A 19,221-nucleotide genomic window follows, 5' to 3' on the forward strand; every position below is an offset into this window, starting at 1 on the left:
TAATGAGTCCGAACCAAGGAAACCGTATGAGCCTGTCCCTTCTGAGCCGCTACGCCTTCTTTGCCGCCTGTGTGATTTTCACCCTCGCCAGCCTGCCCTTTCTCGAACACGACTGGCTCTGGCCATTCGCCCTGGTCACCGGCCTGCTGAGCCTGCTGGGGATCTTCGACCTGCTGCAAAGCCCCCACGCGGTGCGGCGCAATTACCCGATCCTGGGCAATATCCGCTACCTGGTGGAAGGCATCCGCCCGGAGATCCGCCAGTACCTGCTGGAATCCGACAGCGACGCCCTGCCCTTTTCCCGCGCCCAACGCTCCCTGGTGTACTCCCGGGCCAAGAACGAAAGCGCCGACAAACCCTTCGGCACCCTGATCGATGTCTACCAGTCGGGCTTCGAATTCATCGGCCACTCCATGCGCCCGGCGCCCCTGAGTGATCCCAACAGCTTTCGCGTGACCGTCGGCGGCCCGCAATGCACCCAGCCCTACTCGGCCTCGGTGTTCAACATCTCGGCCATGAGCTTCGGCTCCCTCAGCGCCAACGCCATCCGCGCCCTGAACCAGGGTGCCAAGCTCGGCAACTTCGCCCACGACACCGGTGAAGGCAGCATCAGCCCCTACCACCGCGAACACGGCGGCGACCTGACCTGGGAACTGGGCAGCGGCTACTTCGGCTGCCGCACCAGCGACGGTCGTTTCGACCCGGAGCGCTTCGCCGTGCAGGCGCAGAACCCCCAGGTGCGGATGATCGAGATCAAGATGAGCCAGGGCGCCAAGCCTGGCCACGGCGGCATCCTGCCCAAGCACAAGGTGACCCAGGAAATCGCCGACACCCGGGGCATCCGCATGGGCGAGGACTGCATTTCACCGTCGAGCCACAGCGCCTTTTCCACCCCGATCGAGATGATGCATTTCATCCAGCAACTGCGTGAGCTGTCCGGCGGCAAGCCGGTGGGCTTCAAGTTCTGCCTGGGCCACCCCTGGGAGTTCATGGGCATCGCCAAGGCCATGCTGGAAACCGGCATCCTGCCGGACTTCATCGTGGTGGACGGCAAGGAAGGCGGCACCGGCGCGGCCCCCGTGGAGTTCACCGACCACATCGGCGCACCGATGCGCGAGGGCCTGCTGTTCGTCCACAACACCCTGGTGGGCCTGAACCTGCGGGACAAGATCAAGCTCGGCGCCAGTGGAAAGATCGTCAGCGCCTTCGACATCGCCAGCGTGCTGGCCATCGGTGCCGACTGGGCCAACTCGGCCCGGGGCTTCATGTTCGCCATCGGCTGCATCCAGTCCCAGAGCTGCCATACCAACAAGTGCCCCACCGGTGTCGCCACCCAGGACAACCTGCGCCAGCGCGCCCTGGTGGTGCCGGACAAGGCCCAGCGGGTATTCAGCTTCCACCGCAACACCCTCAAGGCCCTGGCGGAAATGCTCGCTGCCGCCGGCCTGCAACACCCTTCGCAACTGGAAGCCAAGCACCTGGTGCGACGCATGTCGGCCACCGAGATCAAGCTGTTCTCCCAGTTGCACGTGTTCCTCAAGCCCGGCGAGCTGCTCACCGGCGAGGTCAACGGCGAGTTCTACTCGCGCATGTGGCAACTGGCCCGGGCCGACAGCTTCGAACCCAACACCGAAGCCGCCGCTTAAGCCCCATTGCCCAGTGCTCCCCGGTTGCCGGGGAGCGCGGGGCGTCACCCAAGGAAGATTGCAATGCTCAAGGTCATCGCTGAAGATTTCATCCAGCCCGAACACCTGGACACCGTGCGCCCGTGGTACGCCGAACTGGTGGAAAAAACCCGCCAGGAACCGCTGTGCATCGCCTACGATCTGTTCGTCGATCAGAAAGACCCCGGGCACTTCATCTTCGTCGAACAGTGGCCGGACCAAGCGGCCCTCGACACCCACTGCCAAACCGAGCACTTCACCCGCCTGGTGCCGCAAATCAATGCTTTTCAGCGCCGCGAATGCCGTGTGCTGTTGATGAACGAGTTCTAGAAAACCCGACCCAGACCTTGCTTGACCGGACCACCGAAAGCAGACCCCAACCCCACTGACCTTTCGGAGACCCGCCATGCCCTTGCTGTCATTCGAACAACTGTCCCGCCAACTGCCAGCGCCCTGGCAATCCACGCTGGTGGGACAGGTCGGCCCGGCCCGCATCAAGGTGCTGCGCATGGACGGCCAGCCCTACCCGGAAGAAACCCACGACTTCAACGAAGGCCTGCTGGTGACCCAGGGCTGCCTGCGCCTGGGCATTGGCCAGGCCGTGGTGGAAGTGGCGACGGGCCAGATGTACCTGGTGGAGGCCGGCCAGGCCCATAGCGTGCTGCCCGGCAGCCACGGCACCCTGGTGATCATCGACGTCTAACCGGCCCCTCGATCGACTCAATCGCGGTAGCCACCTGCCCAAGGTCGGTCCGACCAGAGGGCCCATGCACGGAGAAGCCCATGCCTCGTCGTCTGTTTGCAGTGATCGCTCTACTGATGTCCTTCAACAGCGCCTTTGCCGGCGAACGCTGGCAGAGCCTGCCGCCCACACCGGCCCCGGTGGCCGGGGCGCAAGCCGGTTATGCCGAAGTCAACGGCATCCGCCTGTATTACAGCAAGGTCGGCCACGGCTCACCGGTGGTGCTGCTGCATGGCGGCCTGGGCAATGCCGACTATTGGGGGCTGCAGGCCAAGGCCCTGGCCGCCCGGCACACGGTGATCAGCGTTGACAGCCGCGGCCACGGGCGCAGCACCCGGGACGCCCGTCCCTACGGCTACGATCTGATGGCCGACGACGTGATCGCCCTGCTGGACCAGCTGAAGATCCCCCGCGCCGATTTCGTCGGCTGGAGCGACGGCGCGATCCTCGGCTTGGACCTGGCCATGCGTTACCCGCAGCGGGTCGGCAAGGTCTTCGCCTACGCCGCCAACACCCAGACCTCAGGGGTCAAGGAAGGCGTGGAGAACAACCCGACCTTCGCCGCCTACATCGAGCGCGCCGGCCAGGAGTACACCCGCCTGTCACCCACGCCCAAGGAGTACCCGGCCTTTGTCGAGCAAATCGGCCACATGTGGGCCAGCCAGCCGAACTGGAGCGACGCCGACCTGGCGAAGATCAAGACGCCGGTACTGATCGTCGATGGCGACCACGATGAAGCCATCAAGCGCGAGCACACCGAATACATGGCCCAGGCGATTCCCGGCGCCGGGCTGCTGATCCTGCCCAACGTCAGCCACTTCGCCTTCCTCCAGGACCCGGGCCTGTTCAATGCAGCCCTGGAACATTTCCTCGACGAAAAATAGCCCCGGCCATCGACATGGATGCCCCTCTTTTCAGGGACGTCCACGGCAGGCGGTATGCATAAATGCATATTTTAATTGCATTGACGCATCAATCCTCTAAGGTTGTTTGCAGACCCGGTCAACGCAGGCCATCGAAGCTGGTCCAGCGCAACATCATGTCCCGGGTCCGGCTACGCGCAGTAGCCCGACACGCAACGACGACACCAGCCGGAGGCTGGATTTCATTCATGGAGGATGAACATGTTAAGTAGCAACCTGACCCCAGGCGACGCTCCCCAGGCCCTGCCCCAGTGCCTGGCCGGCAGCCTGCTCGACCCGCAACTGAGCGAAGTCGATCCACACACCGAAGCCGCGCCCCAGGCCGCTGCCCGGCTCAACTTCAGCGTGCAGCAGCAAACCCAGAGCAACTGGTGCTGGGCAGCATTGTCCGCATCGGTGGGCAACTACTACGGCACCGGTTCCTGGACCCAGTGCGGAGTGGCCAACGCCGAACTGGGCCGCAACTCCTGCTGCAGCCAGCCCGGGCCGTGCAACGTCTACGGCTACCTGGATTCGGCCCTGCGCACCACCCGCTGCTACGGCGGCATGCGTGAGGACCGGATGCAGATGCCGGCCATCGACAACCAGCTCGGCATGGGCCGCCCCGTCGGCCTGCGCTGTGCCTGGTACGGTGGCGGCGCGCATTTCCTGACGATCTACGGCAGCGATGGCGGCTACATCCTGGTGGCGGATTCGATCTACGGCTACTCGACCCGCGCCCTGAACAGTTTCCCCGGCTCCTACAACGGCGGCGGCAACTGGACCCACACCTACTTCACCCGAAAAAACTAGGAGGCGACATGCACCTGACTTACCCCAAGGCGCCTGTCGATGGCGTCCAGCACCTGCGCTCGGCCCTTCAGGCGGCCCTGCAGACCCAGGGTTTCGGTATCAACCGCGGGTTTGCCAAGGCCAGTGCCCGTAACCTGAATCTGTCCCAGGCCTTTCGCGGCTACTCCCTGAGCCTGGAGGACCTGGCCCAGGGCAAGGGGCTGGCCGAGGCCAAGGCCGGTGACTGGCATTACCTGGTGTTCGATGCCGGAGTGTCGATTGCCGATGCGCAGTTGACCGAGGTGGCCGGCAAGGTCGGCTTCTCTGCGCTGAACCATGGCAGCCTGGCGGCATCCGCCGTCAACGCCCTGGACCTGGCGGAACAGGCGCCGCAACTGCAGGGAAAAAGCTATGAACTGCGCCTGCTGTTCATCTCGGCGCTGCAGGTCACGGCGATCTGGCTGCATGGGCCCGGCGAAGAGGTGCTGATTCCCATCGAGCCGACACCCAAGACCCTGGCCGCCCATCAGCTCCACAGCGAAACGGCGTTGCTCGCCCTGCTGGCGCCGGCGGCGCTGCAGGCCAAGGCCATCTTCGACGCCGATACCAGCGGCACCCTGGGCGGTTGATCCGGGCAAAAAAAATCCGGCGGCCTTTGCAGGTCGCCGGATTTCTGGTCTCAGCGTTTCAGTCCGGGATGCTCAAGCCAGCCGCATCACCCAAGCGCAGGTCAGGACGCCGACCGCGCCGAACCTTGCTGGACATTGGTCGGTTGCAGCTTGAACAGATAGAACAGCACCGTCAGCAACACCAGGAACGCCGGGCCGACATACAGCGCCACACGGGTATCCGGGAAGTAGGCCATCAGCCCCACTACCAGTACCAGGAAGGCCAGGGCCAGGTAGGAACTGATCGGGTACAGCCACATGCGGTACTTCAGGCCGGCACGTTCTGCCGGGCTCAGGCCCTTGCGGAACTTGAGCTGGGCCAGAAGGATCATCACCCAGGTCCAGATCGCACCGAAGGTGGCGATGGAGGTCACCCAGACGAACACTTTTTCCGGCACCAAATAGTTCAGCAGCACGCCCAGCAGCAGGGCGAAGATCGACAGCAGCAACGCGCGACGCGGCACGCCGTTGTTCGAGGTCTTGGCGAAGCCGGCCGGGGCCTGGCCGTTCTGCGCCAGGCTGTAGAGCATGCGCCCGGTGCTGAAGATGCCGCCGTTGCAGGACGACAGCGCAGCGGTGATCACCACGAAGTTGATGATGCCGGCGGCGGTCTTGATACCCAGGCGCTCGAAGGTCATCACGAAGGGGCTGCCCTGGGTGCCAATCTCGTTCCACGGGTAGATCGACAGGATCACGAACAGCGCGCCCACGTAGAACAACAGGATGCGCCAGAACACCGAGCCGATGGCGTTGGGAATGGTCTTTTGCGGGTTGCGCGCTTCACCGGCGGTGAGGCCGATCATCTCTACGCCCAGGTAGGCGAACATCACCATCTGCAGGGACATCAGCACGCCGGTCACGCCATTGGGCATGAAGCCGCCGTGGGTCCACAGGTTGGAGATGCCCAGGGCCACGCCGTCATTGCCGAAACCGAAGGCGATGATGCCGATGCCGCCGACCACCATGGCGATGATGGTGACGATCTTGATCAGGGCGAACCAGAACTCGAACTCACCGAAGGCCTTGACCGCGATCAGGTTGATCGAGCCCATGCTCACCAGGGCCGCCAGGGCCCAGATCCAGCGCGGCACATCGGGGAACCAGATCCCCATGTACACCGCCACCGCGGTGATTTCCGCCACACAGGTCACCAGCCACAGGAACCAGTAGTTCCAGCCGGTGAGAAAGCCCGCCAGCGGGCCCAGGTAGTCTTGTGCGTAACGGCTGAAGGAACCTGCGACCGGGTTATGCACCGCCATCTCGCCGAGGGCGCGCATGATCACCAGGATCGCCAGGCCGCCGATGATGTAGGACAGCATGATGGCCGGGCCGGCCATTTCGATGGCCTTGGCCGAGCCGAGGAACAGGCCGACACCGATACAGGCGCCGAGGGCCATCAAGCGAATATGCCGTTCGCCGAGTTCGCGTTTCAGCGGGCCGCCCTGAGCGGTCTCGCCGTGGGGCAGTTGGTTGCCAACTGGCATAGAGATACAACCTCATTTTGTTATTGGATATGAACCACCGAGCCTTCGAAGCACCAGCGGATAGCCGAAGCTTGCTCGACCGCACCGGCCTTGTGGGACGGAGCGTCTGGTAGGACAAGACCTGCCAGATCAGCGGGGTGCGCAGTATAAAAAGCTCCCGACAGGGCTTTTCACTCTATAAGTTGCAATATTCAGAGAGAAATCTCGGCAAATACCGCTTTCACGGAGAAGCATTACCTGCTTTTTGCCCTGAAACCTCACTCGGAAAGGGCCGGGAGTATTGCACAGGCCTGGTGCATCGTCATGCCCCTACCTAGGGCGTATTTACCTGGGAAAAGGCTCTACCCAGTGGCGAGGGAGCTTGCTCCCTTACCACAGAAGCGGGGCCGGGTCGTTTTCACATTTTCTTCACCGACGCCCACCACCGACTAAGCTTCAGGCAAGTCCGATCAATCTGCGTGAATGGATCAATCGACTATGGGCGCTCTGTGGCAGACCGATTCGCATAAGAACGCAGTGCCAAGCCACAGCGAGGACGAAACGCCTTTACCGAAACGCCGCAAATCCCGCCGTTATGCCTGGCGCCTGTTCTGGCTGTTGCTGCTGATCGCCCTGATTGCCCTGGGCTTTGCCGCTGCCCGAGAGATGCGCACCTCGAAACTCCAGGCCCGGGAATTCAGCCGGCTGGCCGCTGACCTGAGCTACTCCCTGGAGCCCGGCCCCAGTGATGCCGTGCTCTACCCCGGTGCCGGGCCGTTCGACCGGCGCCTGGGCTACAGCGCCCTGGGGGAGTTCCTGCCACGCTTGCTCAAGCGCGGTTACCTGATCGACGCCCAGACGCGTTTCTCCCCGGCACTGATGGACTACAGCAAAAGCGGATTTTTCGTGCCTTACACCGAAAAGATCCAGGCTGGCCTGTCCATTACCGACTGCCGCGCCGCGCCCCTGTACCAGTTCAATTACCCGCAACAGCTGTATGAGAGCTTTGCCAGCATTCCGCCGCTGGTGGTGCACAGCCTGCTGTTCATCGAGAACCGCGATCTGCTGGCCCCCAAGCCGGCCGAGGCCAACCCGGCGGTGGACTGGCCGCGCTTTGCCAAGGCCGCCTGGTCGCAGATCGCCCGGCTCTTGCACCTGCCGGGGCAGAGCGCCGGGGGTAGCACCCTGGCCACCCAGTTGGAAAAATACCGCCATTCGCCGGATGGCCTGACGGTATCCGGGGGCGAGAAGATCCGGCAGATGGTTTCCGCCAGCGTGCGGGCCTATCAGGACGGCCCACAGACCCTGGAGGCCCGCAAACGCATCGTGCGCGACTACCTCAACAGCGTGCCGCTGTCCGCGGTGCCCGGCCACGGCGAAGTGCACGGCATGGCCGAGGGGCTGCGGGTCTGGTATGGCGCTGACTTCGACAAGGTCAACCAGGTGCTCGGCAGCACCGCCATGGACTCGAAAAGCCTCGCCGCACGAGGGCTGGCCCTGCGCCAGGTGCTGTCACTGATGATTGCCCAGCGCCGTCCCTCCCATTACCTGGCCAAGGGTCGCGCAGAACTGGCGGAGCTGACGGACAGCCATATCCGCCTACTGGCGCAGAACAACGTCATCGACCCGGCGCTGAGCAGCGCCGCCCTGGCCAGCCAGGTGACCTACCGGGACTGGCAGCAGCAGCCGACCATTCAGCCGATCGAGACCAACAAGGGCATCAGCGTCGCCCGCAGCCGCCTCGCCGCCCTGCTCAACCGGCCGCTGTATGACCTGGACCGCCTCGACCTCTCGGCCACCAGCACCTTGCAGAGCGACCTGCAGCGCCAGGCCACCGAATACCTCAAGCACCTTGCGGACCCGGCCTTCGCCGCGCAGATTGGTGTGCTCGGCGAACGCCTGCTGACCCCCACCAGCACCACCCAGGTGCGCTACAGCTTCACCCTGCTCGAACTGACCCCCGACGGCTCGCGGGTGCGGGTGCAGACGGACAGCACCGACCAGCCTTTCGACATCAACGAAGGCAGCAAGCTGGAACTGGGCTCCACCGCCAAGCTGCGGGTGCTGACCACCTACTTGCAGATCATTTCCGAACTGCACGACAAGTACGCCACGCAAACACCCGCGCAGTTGAAAAAGATCCCGGTGAACGAGCAGGACCGCCTGAGCCGCTGGGCCCTCGACTACCTGATGCAGAACAGCGACCGCAGCCTGCCGAGGATGCTCGACGCCGCCCTGGACCGCACCTACTCCGCCAGCCCCGGCGAGGCCTTCTTCACCGGAGGCGGGGTGCATCACTTCCACAACTTTCGCAATGAAGACAACGGGCGCAGCCCGACCCTGCGCGACGCCCTGCGCGAATCCATCAACCTGCCGTTCATCCGCCTGATGCGCGACCTGGTGCGCTACAGCACTTATGGCGGCGACAGCAGCAGCGCCGAATTGCTCAAGGACGACCAGAACCCGCGGCGCCAGGAGTACCTGGCACGCTTTGCCGACCGTGAGGGCACCTCGTTCCTGCTGCGTTTCTGGAAGAAGTACCGCAACAAGGACACCCAGTCGCGCCTGGAAACCTTCCTCGACAGCATGCACCCCACGGCAATCCGCCTCGCCGCCGTGCACCGCTACCTGCTGCCGGACGCCAGCCAGGAGAGCTTCAACCGCTTCGTCCGGGCCCACATGAAGAGCGCCAAGGTCAGCGAGAAGCTCACCGACGAGCGCCTGGACAAGCTCTACGCCAGCTACGGCCCCGGCGCCTATGACCTGCCGGACCAAGGCTACATCGCCAAGGTCCACCCCCTGGACCTCTGGCTGCTGGGCTACCTGATGAACAACCCGGAGGCGAACTTCACCCAGATCGTCAAGGCCAGCGAGTTCGAGCGCCAGGAGGTCTACAGCTGGCTGTTCAAGAGCCGCCATCGCAGTGCCCGCGACAGCCGTATCCGCACCATGCTGGAGATCGAGGCCTTCCTCGATATCCACCAGCGCTGGCAGAGCGTCGGCTATCCGTTCGACCACCTGGTACCGTCCCTGGCCACTGCTATCGGCAGCTCCGGCGACCGCCCCGCGGCGTTGGCGGAACTGGTGGGCACCATCCTCAACGACGGCGTGCGCCTGCCAACCTTGCGCATCGACAGCCTGCACTTCGCCGCCGGCACGCCCTATGAAACCCGCCTGCTCAACGACCCGGACAAGGGCAAGCGGGTGATGCCCTCGGAGGTGGCCACGGCGCTGCGCGGGGCCTTGTCGCAGGTGGTGGATGCCGGCACCGCGAAACGGGTGTCCGGCAGCTTCAAGCTGGCTGATGGCACGCCATTGGCCATGGGCGGCAAGACCGGTACCGGCGACAACCGCATCGAAGCCATTGGCGCCGGCGGGCGGGTGTTGAGCTCCAAATCCATCAACCGCACCGCAACCTTCGTGTTCTACATCGGTGACCACCATTTCGGCACCCTTACCGCCTACGTGCCGGGGGCCTCGGCCCAGGCTTTCAGATTCACCTCGGCCTTGCCGGTGCAGGTGCTCAAGGGCATGGCGCCGATCCTCATGCCCTACCTGCAACCGGGCAGTGGCACCCAATGCCTGGGCAGCGTGGCGCAACGCTGAATCACGACAGGCAGCCCCCTCTATCTCCGACAAACGGCAGCTTTGCCGCAGGCAGAAGTGCTTGCGCCATTATTAAGATATATCTTAAGTTATGTCTAAATCGAAACGGAGAAAGAGAAAATGAGAGAGCACCACCACCCTCCCCATCGCGAGCACGGGGACAGCCATGAGATCTTCGAACGCCGCCCGGGCCGCGAACGCGGCGGCCGCGGGCCCCGGGTATTCGCCCCCGGCGACCTGAAACTGCTGCTGTTGGCGCTGATCGCCGAGCAGCCCTGCCACGGCTACGACCTGATCCGCCAGATCGAAAGCATGTTTGACGGCGCCTACAGCCCCAGCCCCGGGGTGATCTACCCGACCCTGACCTTTCTCGAAGAAAGCGAAATGATCCAGGGCGATGCCGAAGGCGGCAAAAAGCGCTACAGCGTGACCGACGCCGGACGTCTGTCCCTGCAGGAGCAAGCCATCGCCCTGGACGGCGTGCGCATGCGCATCGAAGTCAGCAAGCGTTCCCTGCGCGGCCATGATCGCCCCGCTGAAATCCACGAGGCGGTGCACAACCTGCGCCACGCCCTGCAAATGCACCATGGCCGCTGGAGCCCGGAAGAAATCCTTCGGGTGCGCGACCTGCTGAACAACACCGCCAAGGCCATTGTCGATGGTCCTGTGAGCCACCCCGCCCCGGAGAAAAGCCAATGACTGCCAGCCCAGAACTGTCCATCCATCGGGTCATGCACGAGATCAAGCGCCGCCGCCTGGAGGTGCTGCGCGTGGTCGACCTGACCCCGCGCATGCGCCGCATCACCCTGGGCGGCCCTGAGCTGGCCGGGTTCATCAGCCTGGGCAGCGACGACCATGTGAAGCTGCTGTTCCCGCAGAACGCCGAACAACAAGCCGCCCTGGAAACCCTGGTACTGGGCCCGGGCAAGGACAGCGGCCCGATGCCCGCCATGCGCGACTACACCCCGCGCCGCTACGACCTGGAGTTGGGCGAACTGGACATCGACTTCGTGCTCCACGGCGACGGCCCCGCCTCCACCTGGGCCGAACAGGCCGCACCGGGCCAGTTCCTGCACATTGGCGGGCCACGGGGCTCGATGGTGGTGCCGGATATCTTCGACAGCTACCTGCTGATAGGTGATGAAACCGCGCTGCCGGCCATTGCCCGGCGTCTGGAAGAACTGCCGGCCGGGCGCCAGGTGCTGGCGGTGATCGAGGTGCAGAACGCCGCCGAACGCCAGGCTCTGGACAGCGCCGCCCAGGTGCAGGTGATCTGGGTTGAACGGGACGCAGGCGGACAGGACCTGATCAGCACGGTGCGCCAGTTGCAGGTGCCGCAAGGCAAGCTGTATGCCTGGGTAGCCACCGAGAGCAAGGTGTCGCGCCAGGTGCGTCGAGTGCTGCTGGATGAGCACCAGCTCAACGACGAATTCGTCAAGGCCGCCGGTTACTGGCGCCTGGACAGCAGCGAAGAAGAATAATCGCGCATCACGGTAGGAACTGGCTTGCCAGCGAAGGCGGTCCCAAGGGCCCCTTCGCTGGCAAGCCGATTCCTACGGGGCCCGGGACCTGAGTTTACCCAGCCAGCGGTCCAGCCCCAGCAACAGCAGGGAAACCAGGACGAACCCCGCCAATATCCCGAGGGCATTGAGCAGCACCCGGGGGTAGCCCAGCCTGTCCACGGAGATGAAGGGATAGGGGTACAGCCCAAGCAAGTGCCCGCGCAGCAACAGGTAGGCGAAATACACAATCGGGTAGAGCGTCCACCACCCGATGTGCCTCATCCGCAGCCCGCCCTTGGGCACGCAACACCACCAATAGACCAGGAATAGTAGCGGCATCACGTCATGCAGCAACTCGTCCGCCAGCCATTGCCAACCCTGGGGATGCCACAGGTGGCGCAACAGCAGGCTGTAGGCCAGCCCCACCAGCAGAATGCTCGCCGCCACGGCGCCGCTGACCCAGGGCTGGAGCATGAACGCCTGCCCCTTGGAAACCCGCAGGTTGAGGGCGCAAGTCAGCACGCTGGCCACCAGGGTATTGCTGAGCACGGTGAAGAAACTGAAGAAGTTCACCAGCCCGCCCAGCAGGCTGGCGCCACTGTCCCAGCGTAACAGCAGGATCAGGTACAGCTGGACGGTCAGCCCGAACCAGCCAAGGATCGCCGCCACGGCAATCAGGCCACGCCGAGTGCACAGCCCCGACAGCGAGAAGCCAGCCATAGGGCTCCTTAAAGCGGGCGCTTGGTGCGTTGCAACTTCACATAGAGTTTCTCGACCTTCTCCCTAGCCCAGGGCGTCTTGCGCAGGAAGGTCAGGCTCGACTTGATGCTCGGGTCGCTCTTGAAGCAGCGGATATCAATGCGTTCGGCCAGCCCCGACCACTCGTAGTGTTCCACCAGCGCCTTGAGGATCTGTTCCAGGGTCACGCCATGCAGCGGGTCGGTGTGGGTGTCGGTCATGCCAGGCCTTTGCGGGAAGAAAATGAGGAAAGCCGCGCACCTTAGCCGAGGGCTTGGCCCCGCGCCAGCACGCTTGAGTAACTGTAGTCGCAGCCCGCCACCGAGGCGATCGGGCATGAACGGCGAAAAGTTCCTGGCTTTTCGAAATAAAAGAGATGTTATATTGTATCAATCAATAACAACTCACCCGCATTTTGGGCACCCCCGTGTCCCGCCTGCTCACTGACTCAAAGCGCCTAGCGCTCTGTTCGCCAAGGAATGACCGATGTCCCGCTCAACTCCCCGCCCTTCTCGCTCCCTGCTCTGGCGCCTGTCGCCACTGTCCGCCGCGCTGCTGATCGCCTCCCAGGCCCATGCCGTGGAATTGCCCCAGCAGGTCATCACCGCCAACCCCCTGGGCAGCACCGAACTGGCCGCCCCAAGCACTGTGCTGGAAGGCGACCAACTGACCCTGGAACAAAAAGGCAGCCTCGGTGAAACCCTGAACAAACAGCCGGGCGTGTCTTCATCCTACTTCGGGCCGGGGGCCAGCCGGCCGATCATTCGCGGCCTGGATGGCGACCGGATTCGCATTCTGCAGAACGGCGTCGGGGCCCTCGACGCCTCGTCGCTGTCCTACGACCATGCGGTGCCCCTGGACCCGGTTAACGTCGAGCGCATCGAGATCGTCCGCGGCCCGGCGGCCCTGCTGTACGGCGGCAACGCCATTGGCGGGGTGGTCAACAGCTTCGACAATCGGATTCCCACCGAGGCCATCGAGGGCATCCACGGGGCGGGCGAGTTGCGCTACGGCGGCGCCGACACCACCCGCAGCAGCGCCGGCAAGCTGGAAGCCGGCGATGGCACCTTTGCCCTGCACCTGGATGCCAACTCGCGGCAGTTCAATGACCTGAAGATTCCCGGCTACGCCCGCAGCCGTCACGCTGCGGCCAGTGAAGACGGGGATGGCAAGAAAGGCCGCCTGGGCAACAGCGACGGTCGCCAGGACGGCGGTGCCATCGGCGGTTCCTACACCTGGGACGACGGCTATGCCGGCCTGTCCTACAGCAACTACGACTCCAACTACGGCTCCCCCGCCGAAGAAGACGTGCGCATCCGCATGAAGCAGGACCACTACGCCTTCGCTTCGGAACTGCGCAACCTGCAGGGCCCGTTCAGCTCGCTCAAGTTCAACGCCGGCTACACCGACTACGAACACCGCGAGATCGAGGGCGGCGAAACCGGTACCACCTTCAAGAACAAAGGCTACGAGGCCCGTGTCGAGGCCCGGCACCAGCCGCTGGGCCCGCTCGAAGGGGTGATCGGTGCACAGGTCAACCGCAACGAATTCTCCGCCCTGGGCGAAGAAGCCTTCGTGCCACAGACCGATACCAACAGCGGCGCGCTGTTCATCCTCGAAGAACTGCAAGCCACCGAACGCCTGCGGCTCAGCCTCGGCGGGCGCCTGGAACACACCACCGTGGACCCGGACAGCAAAGGCAACGCACGCTTCGCCCAGGCCGACAAGTCCAGCAGCTTCACCGCCGGCAGCCTGTCCTCGGGGGCGGTCTACACCCTGACCCCGGTCTGGTCCCTGGCCGCGACCCTGGGCTACACCGAGCGCGCCCCGACCTTCTACGAGCTGTATGCCAACGGCGCCCACGTCGCCACCGGCACCTATGAAGTGGGCAGCGCCAAGCTATCGAAGGAAAAAGCCGTGTCCAGCGACCTGGCCCTGCGCTTCGACAACGGCATCCACAAAGGCAGCGTCGGCGTGTTCTACAGCCACTTCTCCAACTACATCGGCCTGCTGGGCACGGGGCGCACTCTCAACGATGAAGGCGAAGAAGATGCGACAGGCATCCCGGAATACGCCTACAGCGGAGTACGGGCACGCTTCAGTGGGATCGAGGCCCAGGATCGCTGGACCCTGGGGGAAAACGCCTACGGCAAGTTCGCCCTGGAACTGTCCGGCGACTACACCCGCGCCAAGAACCTGGATAACGGCCAGGACCTGCCCCGCATCGCTCCATTGCGCCTGAACAGTGGCCTGCTGTGGGAACTGGACCGCTGGCAGGCACGCCTGGATGTACAACATGCCGCCAGCCAGGGCCGAGTGCCGGACAACGAAAGCGGCACCGATGGCTACACCACCTTTGGCGCCAGTGCCGGTTATCGCTTCGATATCGGACATAGCCAGTGGCTGGCCTTCGTCAAGGGCGAGAACCTGACCAACCAGACCGTGCGCTATGCCAGCTCGATCCTGCGGGATATCGCGCCGGCCGCCGGGCGCAGTGTGGAAGTGGGGTTGCGTACTACCTTTTAAGGCCCTGTTCGCCGGCAAGCCGGCTCCTACAGGGCCCCGCAGGAGCCGGCTTGCCGGCCAAGGGCTTAGCGGTAACGCCGCGGGTCAGCCTCGATCAGGCTGGCCAGCTGGGTCAGGGCAAAGCGCAACTCGTCCTGGGTGGTGGGCGACATCAATACCACCCGCACACAACGGGAGCTGGCACCGCGTTCCACCTGGAACTGGCTGCCGCTCATCACCAGCACGCCATTGGCTCGGGCCAGGGTGGCGAACTCATCGCCAGTCCAGGGCTCCGGCAAGGTCAGCCACAGGTGATAGCTGTGGGGCTGGGTCCGGATCTCCAGGCCGGCAAACACGTCCCGGGCAATCGCCTGGCGCGCGGCCGCTTCATTGCGCTGGGTTTGTACCAGCTTGCGGTCCAAGCCTTCGACAATCACATTGCTGGCCAATTGCGCGGTCAGCGGCGACGGCATCCACACGCTGCTACGGACCATGGAACTCAGCCGCGACAGCAGCTTCGGCGGGCTGTAGAGGTAACCCACGCGCAACGCCGGCATGATCGCCTTGGACAGGCTGGTGAGGTACACCGACCGCTGCGGCGCATAGCTCGACAGCGGCTTGATCGACGGATCGGTGGCGAGAAAGCCGTAGATATCGTCGTCGATGATCAGGAAATCGAACTCTTCGGCGATTGCCGCAATTTGCGCCCGACGCCTTGGCGACATGATCGCCGTGGTGGGGTTCTGGCAACTGGCGACGCACACCAGCAGCGCCGGTTTTTCCCGCAGGCACTGCTCGCGCAGGGCCTCGGGGAGTATTCCCTCTTCATCCATGGCGACGCCCCGCAGGCGCCGCTCCAGGCCGTGGGCCACGGAGATGATGCCCGGGTAGCAGAGCGACTCGCAAAGCACCAGGTCGCCGGCGTTGCTCAGGGCGCTGATGGCCACCATCAGCCCGTGCTGAGCACCGGAGGTAATGACCACCTGCTGCCAGTTGGCCTCGGGCAAGGAATGCCGCAACCACTGCGCCCCGGCCTCGCGATGAGCCGGGTGGCCTCCATCGGGGGCGTAGTCCAGCGCCCGGCCGAAGTCACTGCTGCGGGCCATGCCCACCAGGGCGCCACGCAACCAGTACTCCAGGGTTTCGCTGTAGGGCTTGATGATCGACAGGTCCAGGACTTCGGCCTGCCCCAGGGACAGGGACGGAGCGCTGGAACCTTCGGGCAACACCAGCGGCGGCTGCGCCAGCACGTAAGTGCCGCGGCCGACTTCGCCCTGCACCAACCCGCGCCGCTGAGCTTCGCTGTAGGCACGGCTGATGGTGCCAGGGGTGACATTCAGGGTTACCGCCAGCTCGCGCAGGGTCGGCAAGCGGTCACCATCATTCAACAAACCACTGCCGATATCCCGCGCCAGGGCGTCGGCGATGGACAGGTAGACCGGTTGATTGAACTCGCTTAACTGGGGAACCCACATGGAGGCTGATGACCATCGGCTGCGTTGAGGTGGACCGGAGCATATCACAGCCATGGATCGCCTCTTAACATCGACTCATTTTGAAAATTGATTCGATCTTCAAGCCAAACTGGCGACTAAAAACCGCTAAAAATTTTTTATGTGATCTATAAATTCTTATAAATCATTAAGTTACCAACAAAACACAGCCAATTTCGGTACAGCCATCCTGAGAAACAATTGAATCGATTCAATTCATTGAAATACACTCAACAATCACCAACCCAATCGACTCAATCCCTCCCACCCATGCCCAGTCGAGATGCCATGCACAGTCTCAGCAAGGACCTGTCCCTCTCCGCCGTGATCGCCGGCCTGATCGCCGTGATCATTTCCTACGCCGGCCCCTTGATCATCGTGTTCCAGGCCGCCCGCGAAGCCCATCTGCCCAGCGACCAGGTGTCATCGTGGATCTGGGCCATCTCCATCGGCAGCGGCCTCACCGGCCTGCTGCTGAGCTGGCGCCTGAAAGTACCGGTGATCACCGCCTGGTCCACCCCCGGCGCGGCGCTGCTGGTGTCGATGCTACCCACGGTGTCGCTGCCCCAGGCCATCGGCGCCTACATCGTGGCCTCCTTGCTCATCGCGCTGGTCGGGCTTTCCGGGGCCTTCGACAAGCTCATGAGCCGCCTGCCCAAGGCGATTGCCGCCGCCATGCTGGCGGGCATCCTGTTCCGCTTCGGCGCCGGCCTGTTCACTTCGGTCAGCCTGCAACCGGCCCTGGTGCTGGCGATGATCGCCGCCTACCTGCTGGGCAAGCGCCTTTCACCCCGCTACGCGATCCTCGCGGTGCTGCTGGTGGGCTGCGCGATGGCCGCAGGCCTGGGCGAACTCAATGGCGGTGCCATCACCCTGTCGGTGGCCCAGCCGATCTTCATCGCTCCCGAGTGGAGCTGGCACGCCATCATCAACATCGGCCTGCCCCTGGCCCTGGTCACCCTGACCGGGCAATACGTGCCGGGCATGGCGGTGATGCGCAGCGCCGGCTACAACACCCCGGCCCGCTCGATCATTTCCTGGACAGCCATCACCTCGGCACTGCTGGCGCCGTTCGGCTCCCACGGGATCAACCTGGCGGCCATCACCGCTGCCATCTGCACCGGCCGCGAAGCCCATGAAGACAAGGACAAGCGCTACATCGCCGGGATCGCCTGCGGCCTGTTCTACATCCTCATGGGGATTTTCGGCGCGACCCTGGCCTCGGTGTTCGCCGCGCTGCCCAAGGAACTGATTGCGGCACTGGCCGGCCTGGCCCTATTCGGCGCCATCAGCGCCGGGTTGAGCGGCGCCATGGCCGACGAAAAACAGCGTGAAGCGGCGCTGATCACCTTCCTGGTCACGGCATCGGGCATGAGCTTCCTGGGCCTGGCCGCTGCGTTCTGGGGGTTGATCTTCGGCCTGGTGGCGCACTTTGCTCTGAGCCACACCCGGCACAAACCCAGCCTCGCCCAGACCAGTGCCCCACGCTGAGCAGAGCCCGGGCCGGGAACTGTTACCGATTGCGAAACTGTTCATGTCAATAAAAGCGCTTTCTCTCCCGGAGACGGCGCTTTATCCTTAGCCCCCTAATAAAGCTGAACCGTTTCATCTTTCCCTTTGAAATCAGTGGTCTGCCGTGCTCGATCAACCTGCATCGATGCTACGCGCCATGCCCTTGCTTCCGCCTATTCCTAGAAAAAGACCTTATCCGAATGCCTATGCCCACTTCTCAGCGTTTAAAAGACAGCGCTGTCCTGACTTCCGTCGCCCTGCCCAAGAGCCTGAGCCTGCTCGGCGCCCTTGGATTTGCCGCCTGCGCCCAGGCCGCACCGGCCTTCGACAGTGACTCACCGTGGATGCTCGGCGACTGGAATGGCACCCGCACGGAACTGGCCAACAAAGGCTACGACTTCAAGGTCGACTACGTCGGCGAGATGGGCGCCAACCTGCACGGTGGCTACGACCACGACCGCACCGCGCGCTACAGCGACCAGTTCGCCTTCGGCAGCCACCTAGACCTGCAGAAGATCCTCGGCTGGGACGACGCCGAATTCCAACTGACGGTGACCAAGCGCGACGGCGACAACATCAGCAACGACCGGATCAACGACCCGCGGGTCGGCGGCTTCACCTCGGCCCAGGAAGTCTGGGGCCGCGGCCAGACCTGGCGCCTGACGCAAATGTGGTACCAGCAGAAATTCTTCGACCAGAAGCTCGACATCAAGGCCGGCCGCTTCGGCCAGGGCGAAGACTTCAACAGCTTCCCCTGCGACTTCCAGAACCTGGCGTTCTGCGGCTCCCAGGTGGGCAACTGGGCCGGCAGCGTCTGGTACAACTGGCCGGTCAGCCAGTGGGCCCTGCGGGTCAAGTACCACCTGAGCGCCGAGCTCTACGCGCAGATCGGTGCCTATGAGCAGAACCCCTCGAACCTCGATCGCGACAACGGCTTCAAGCTCAGCGGCAGCGGCACCCAGGGCACACTGTTGCCAGTGGAACTGGTGTGGACACCCAAACTCAACGGCCTGGCCGGTGAGTACCGCGCCGGCTATTACTACAGCAGCGCCAAGGCCAGCGACGTCTATAAGGATGGCAATGGCCAGCCTGCAGCCCTGACCGGCGAGGCCTACCGCAGCAGCTCCAGCAAGCACGGCCTGTGGCTGGGCGCGCAACAGCAGGTCACCAGCCAGGCCAGCGACCACTCCCGCGGCCTGAGCCTGTTCGCCAACGTCACCGCCCACGACAAGAAGACCAACGCCATCGACAACTATGTCCAAGCGGGCCTGGTCTACAAGGGGCTGTTCGATGCCCGGGCCAAGGATGACATCGGCTTTGCCCTGGCCCGGGTCCATGTCAACCCGGCGTACCGCAAGAATGCCCAGGCCAGCAACCAGGCCCGGGCGCTCTACGACTACGACAACCCGAGCTACCTGCCGCCCCAGGACACCGAATACAGCGCCGAGCTGTACTACGGCGTGCACCTGGCCAACTGGCTGACCGTGCGCCCCAACCTGCAATACATCCGCCACCCCGGCGGCGTGAGCCGGGTGGACGACGCCCTGATCGGCGGGATCAAGATCCAGAGTTCGTTCTAAGGCCGACAGGCACACAACGACGCCATTCACAGTTTTCAGCTGAACCAAGCCCGC

Annotated in this window: 16 protein-coding genes; 12 read left to right on the forward strand and 4 right to left on the reverse strand. The window is 64.0% G+C overall.

Annotated features, from left to right (window positions below; translation table 11 throughout):
- Positions 1-26 precede the first annotated feature (26 nt).
- From ABCR88_RS26285 to ABCR88_RS26310, 6 genes are all read left to right on the forward strand, one after another.
- Positions 27-1,646: an FMN-binding glutamate synthase family protein gene (locus ABCR88_RS26285; protein ID WP_011063154.1), complete on the forward strand. Its 1,620-nt coding sequence runs from the start codon at positions 27-29 to the stop codon at positions 1,644-1,646.
- Positions 1,647-1,709: 63 nt separating this feature from the next.
- A complete protein-coding gene (locus ABCR88_RS26290) occupies positions 1,710-1,994 on the forward strand; it encodes a putative quinol monooxygenase (protein ID WP_019093120.1) in 285 nt (94 codons plus the stop codon).
- Between the two features lie 76 nt (positions 1,995-2,070).
- Positions 2,071-2,367 (forward strand): cupin, encoded by a 297-nt coding sequence (locus ABCR88_RS26295; protein WP_041119704.1) that lies wholly within the window; start codon positions 2,071-2,073, stop codon positions 2,365-2,367.
- An 80-nt stretch (positions 2,368-2,447) separates the two neighbouring features.
- The gene (locus ABCR88_RS26300) at positions 2,448-3,290 is read left to right on the forward strand and encodes an alpha/beta hydrolase (protein ID WP_041119705.1); all 843 of its coding nucleotides are present in this window, start codon (positions 2,448-2,450) and stop codon (positions 3,288-3,290) included.
- Between the two features lie 240 nt (positions 3,291-3,530).
- A complete protein-coding gene (locus tag ABCR88_RS26305; RefSeq protein WP_011063158.1) occupies positions 3,531-4,121 on the forward strand; it encodes a papain-like cysteine protease family protein in 591 nt (196 codons plus the stop codon).
- A gap of 8 nt (positions 4,122-4,129) precedes the next feature.
- A complete protein-coding gene (locus ABCR88_RS26310; RefSeq protein ID WP_041119706.1) occupies positions 4,130-4,729 on the forward strand; it encodes a hypothetical protein in 600 nt (199 codons plus the stop codon).
- A 101-nt stretch (positions 4,730-4,830) separates the two neighbouring features.
- On the opposite strand, the gene ABCR88_RS26315 is transcribed toward ABCR88_RS26310, so the two are convergent.
- Positions 4,831-6,252 carry an amino acid permease gene (locus ABCR88_RS26315; RefSeq protein ID WP_015636846.1) on the reverse strand — a complete coding sequence of 474 codons (1,422 nt, stop codon included), beginning with the start codon at positions 6,250-6,252 and terminating at the stop codon, positions 4,831-4,833.
- 477 nt (positions 6,253-6,729) lie between these two features.
- On the opposite strand from ABCR88_RS26315, the gene ABCR88_RS26320 reads away from it, so the two are divergent.
- From ABCR88_RS26320 to ABCR88_RS26330, 3 genes are all read left to right on the forward strand, one after another.
- Positions 6,730-9,837 carry a transglycosylase domain-containing protein gene (locus ABCR88_RS26320; RefSeq protein ID WP_041119707.1) on the forward strand — a complete coding sequence of 1,036 codons (3,108 nt, stop codon included), beginning with the start codon at positions 6,730-6,732 and terminating at the stop codon, positions 9,835-9,837.
- 120 nt (positions 9,838-9,957) lie between these two features.
- Positions 9,958-10,536, forward strand: a complete 579-nt coding sequence (locus ABCR88_RS26325) for a PadR family transcriptional regulator (protein ID WP_011063161.1) — start codon at positions 9,958-9,960, stop codon at positions 10,534-10,536.
- On the forward strand, positions 10,533-11,318 hold the full coding sequence (locus ABCR88_RS26330) for a siderophore-interacting protein (protein WP_041119708.1): 786 nt from the start codon (positions 10,533-10,535) through the stop codon (positions 11,316-11,318). The genes ABCR88_RS26325 and ABCR88_RS26330 overlap by 4 nt, the downstream gene beginning before the upstream one ends.
- A gap of 72 nt (positions 11,319-11,390) precedes the next feature.
- Here ABCR88_RS26330 and ABCR88_RS26335 read toward each other — a convergent pair whose 3' ends face one another.
- Positions 11,391-12,059 (reverse strand): Pr6Pr family membrane protein, encoded by a 669-nt coding sequence (locus ABCR88_RS26335; RefSeq protein ID WP_041119709.1) that lies wholly within the window; start codon positions 12,057-12,059, stop codon positions 11,391-11,393.
- 8 nt (positions 12,060-12,067) lie between these two features.
- Positions 12,068-12,298: a VF530 family protein gene (locus tag ABCR88_RS26340; RefSeq protein WP_019093117.1), complete on the reverse strand. Its 231-nt coding sequence runs from the start codon at positions 12,296-12,298 to the stop codon at positions 12,068-12,070.
- Between the two features lie 265 nt (positions 12,299-12,563).
- Between ABCR88_RS26340 and ABCR88_RS26345 the strand changes: the two genes are divergently transcribed.
- Positions 12,564-14,603 (forward strand): TonB-dependent receptor, encoded by a 2,040-nt coding sequence (locus ABCR88_RS26345; protein WP_072442625.1) that lies wholly within the window; start codon positions 12,564-12,566, stop codon positions 14,601-14,603.
- Between the two features lie 65 nt (positions 14,604-14,668).
- On the opposite strand, the gene ABCR88_RS26350 is transcribed toward ABCR88_RS26345, so the two are convergent.
- The gene (locus ABCR88_RS26350) at positions 14,669-16,057 is read right to left on the reverse strand and encodes a PLP-dependent aminotransferase family protein (protein WP_041119711.1); all 1,389 of its coding nucleotides are present in this window, start codon (positions 16,055-16,057) and stop codon (positions 14,669-14,671) included.
- Between the two features lie 306 nt (positions 16,058-16,363).
- Between ABCR88_RS26350 and ABCR88_RS26355 the strand changes: the two genes are divergently transcribed.
- Positions 16,364-17,566 (forward strand): benzoate/H(+) symporter BenE family transporter, encoded by a 1,203-nt coding sequence (locus ABCR88_RS26355; protein WP_350403677.1) that lies wholly within the window; start codon positions 16,364-16,366, stop codon positions 17,564-17,566.
- 227 nt (positions 17,567-17,793) lie between these two features.
- Complete coding sequence (locus ABCR88_RS26360) at positions 17,794-19,167, forward strand: carbohydrate porin (RefSeq protein ID WP_325985186.1); 1,374 nt, start codon at positions 17,794-17,796, stop codon at positions 19,165-19,167.
- The last annotated feature ends 54 nt before the right edge of the window (positions 19,168-19,221 follow it).

It is taken from the genome of Pseudomonas sp. W17, from assembly GCF_040268305.1.
GTDB classification, from domain to species: Bacteria; Pseudomonadota; Gammaproteobacteria; order Pseudomonadales; family Pseudomonadaceae; genus Aquipseudomonas; species Aquipseudomonas protegens.

Excerpts from the sequence above, each read along its gene's own strand:
- ABCR88_RS26290 (WP_019093120.1), top strand. The coding sequence starts at position 1,710 with ATGCTCAAGGTCATCGCTGAAGATTTCATCCAGCCCGAACACCTGGAC.
- ABCR88_RS26285 (WP_011063154.1), top strand. The coding sequence starts at position 27 with ATGAGCCTGTCCCTTCTGAGCCGCTACGCCTTCTTTGCCGCCTGTGTG.
- ABCR88_RS26355 (WP_350403677.1), top strand. The coding sequence starts at position 16,364 with ATGCACAGTCTCAGCAAGGACCTGTCCCTCTCCGCCGTGATCGCCGGC.
- ABCR88_RS26300 (WP_041119705.1), top strand. The coding sequence starts at position 2,448 with ATGCCTCGTCGTCTGTTTGCAGTGATCGCTCTACTGATGTCCTTCAAC.
- ABCR88_RS26320 (WP_041119707.1), top strand. The coding sequence starts at position 6,730 with ATGGGCGCTCTGTGGCAGACCGATTCGCATAAGAACGCAGTGCCAAGC.
- ABCR88_RS26360 (WP_325985186.1), top strand. The coding sequence starts at position 17,794 with ATGCCCACTTCTCAGCGTTTAAAAGACAGCGCTGTCCTGACTTCCGTC.
- ABCR88_RS26325 (WP_011063161.1), top strand. The coding sequence starts at position 9,958 with ATGAGAGAGCACCACCACCCTCCCCATCGCGAGCACGGGGACAGCCAT.
- ABCR88_RS26315 (WP_015636846.1), bottom strand. The coding sequence starts at position 6,252 with ATGCCAGTTGGCAACCAACTGCCCCACGGCGAGACCGCTCAGGGCGGC.
- ABCR88_RS26350 (WP_041119711.1), bottom strand. The coding sequence starts at position 16,057 with ATGTGGGTTCCCCAGTTAAGCGAGTTCAATCAACCGGTCTACCTGTCC.
- ABCR88_RS26340 (WP_019093117.1), bottom strand. The coding sequence starts at position 12,298 with ATGACCGACACCCACACCGACCCGCTGCATGGCGTGACCCTGGAACAG.
- ABCR88_RS26310 (WP_041119706.1), top strand. The coding sequence starts at position 4,130 with ATGCACCTGACTTACCCCAAGGCGCCTGTCGATGGCGTCCAGCACCTG.
- ABCR88_RS26335 (WP_041119709.1), bottom strand. The coding sequence starts at position 12,059 with ATGGCTGGCTTCTCGCTGTCGGGGCTGTGCACTCGGCGTGGCCTGATT.
- ABCR88_RS26345 (WP_072442625.1), top strand. The coding sequence starts at position 12,564 with ATGTCCCGCTCAACTCCCCGCCCTTCTCGCTCCCTGCTCTGGCGCCTG.
- ABCR88_RS26330 (WP_041119708.1), top strand. The coding sequence starts at position 10,533 with ATGACTGCCAGCCCAGAACTGTCCATCCATCGGGTCATGCACGAGATC.
- ABCR88_RS26305 (WP_011063158.1), top strand. The coding sequence starts at position 3,531 with ATGTTAAGTAGCAACCTGACCCCAGGCGACGCTCCCCAGGCCCTGCCC.
- ABCR88_RS26295 (WP_041119704.1), top strand. The coding sequence starts at position 2,071 with ATGCCCTTGCTGTCATTCGAACAACTGTCCCGCCAACTGCCAGCGCCC.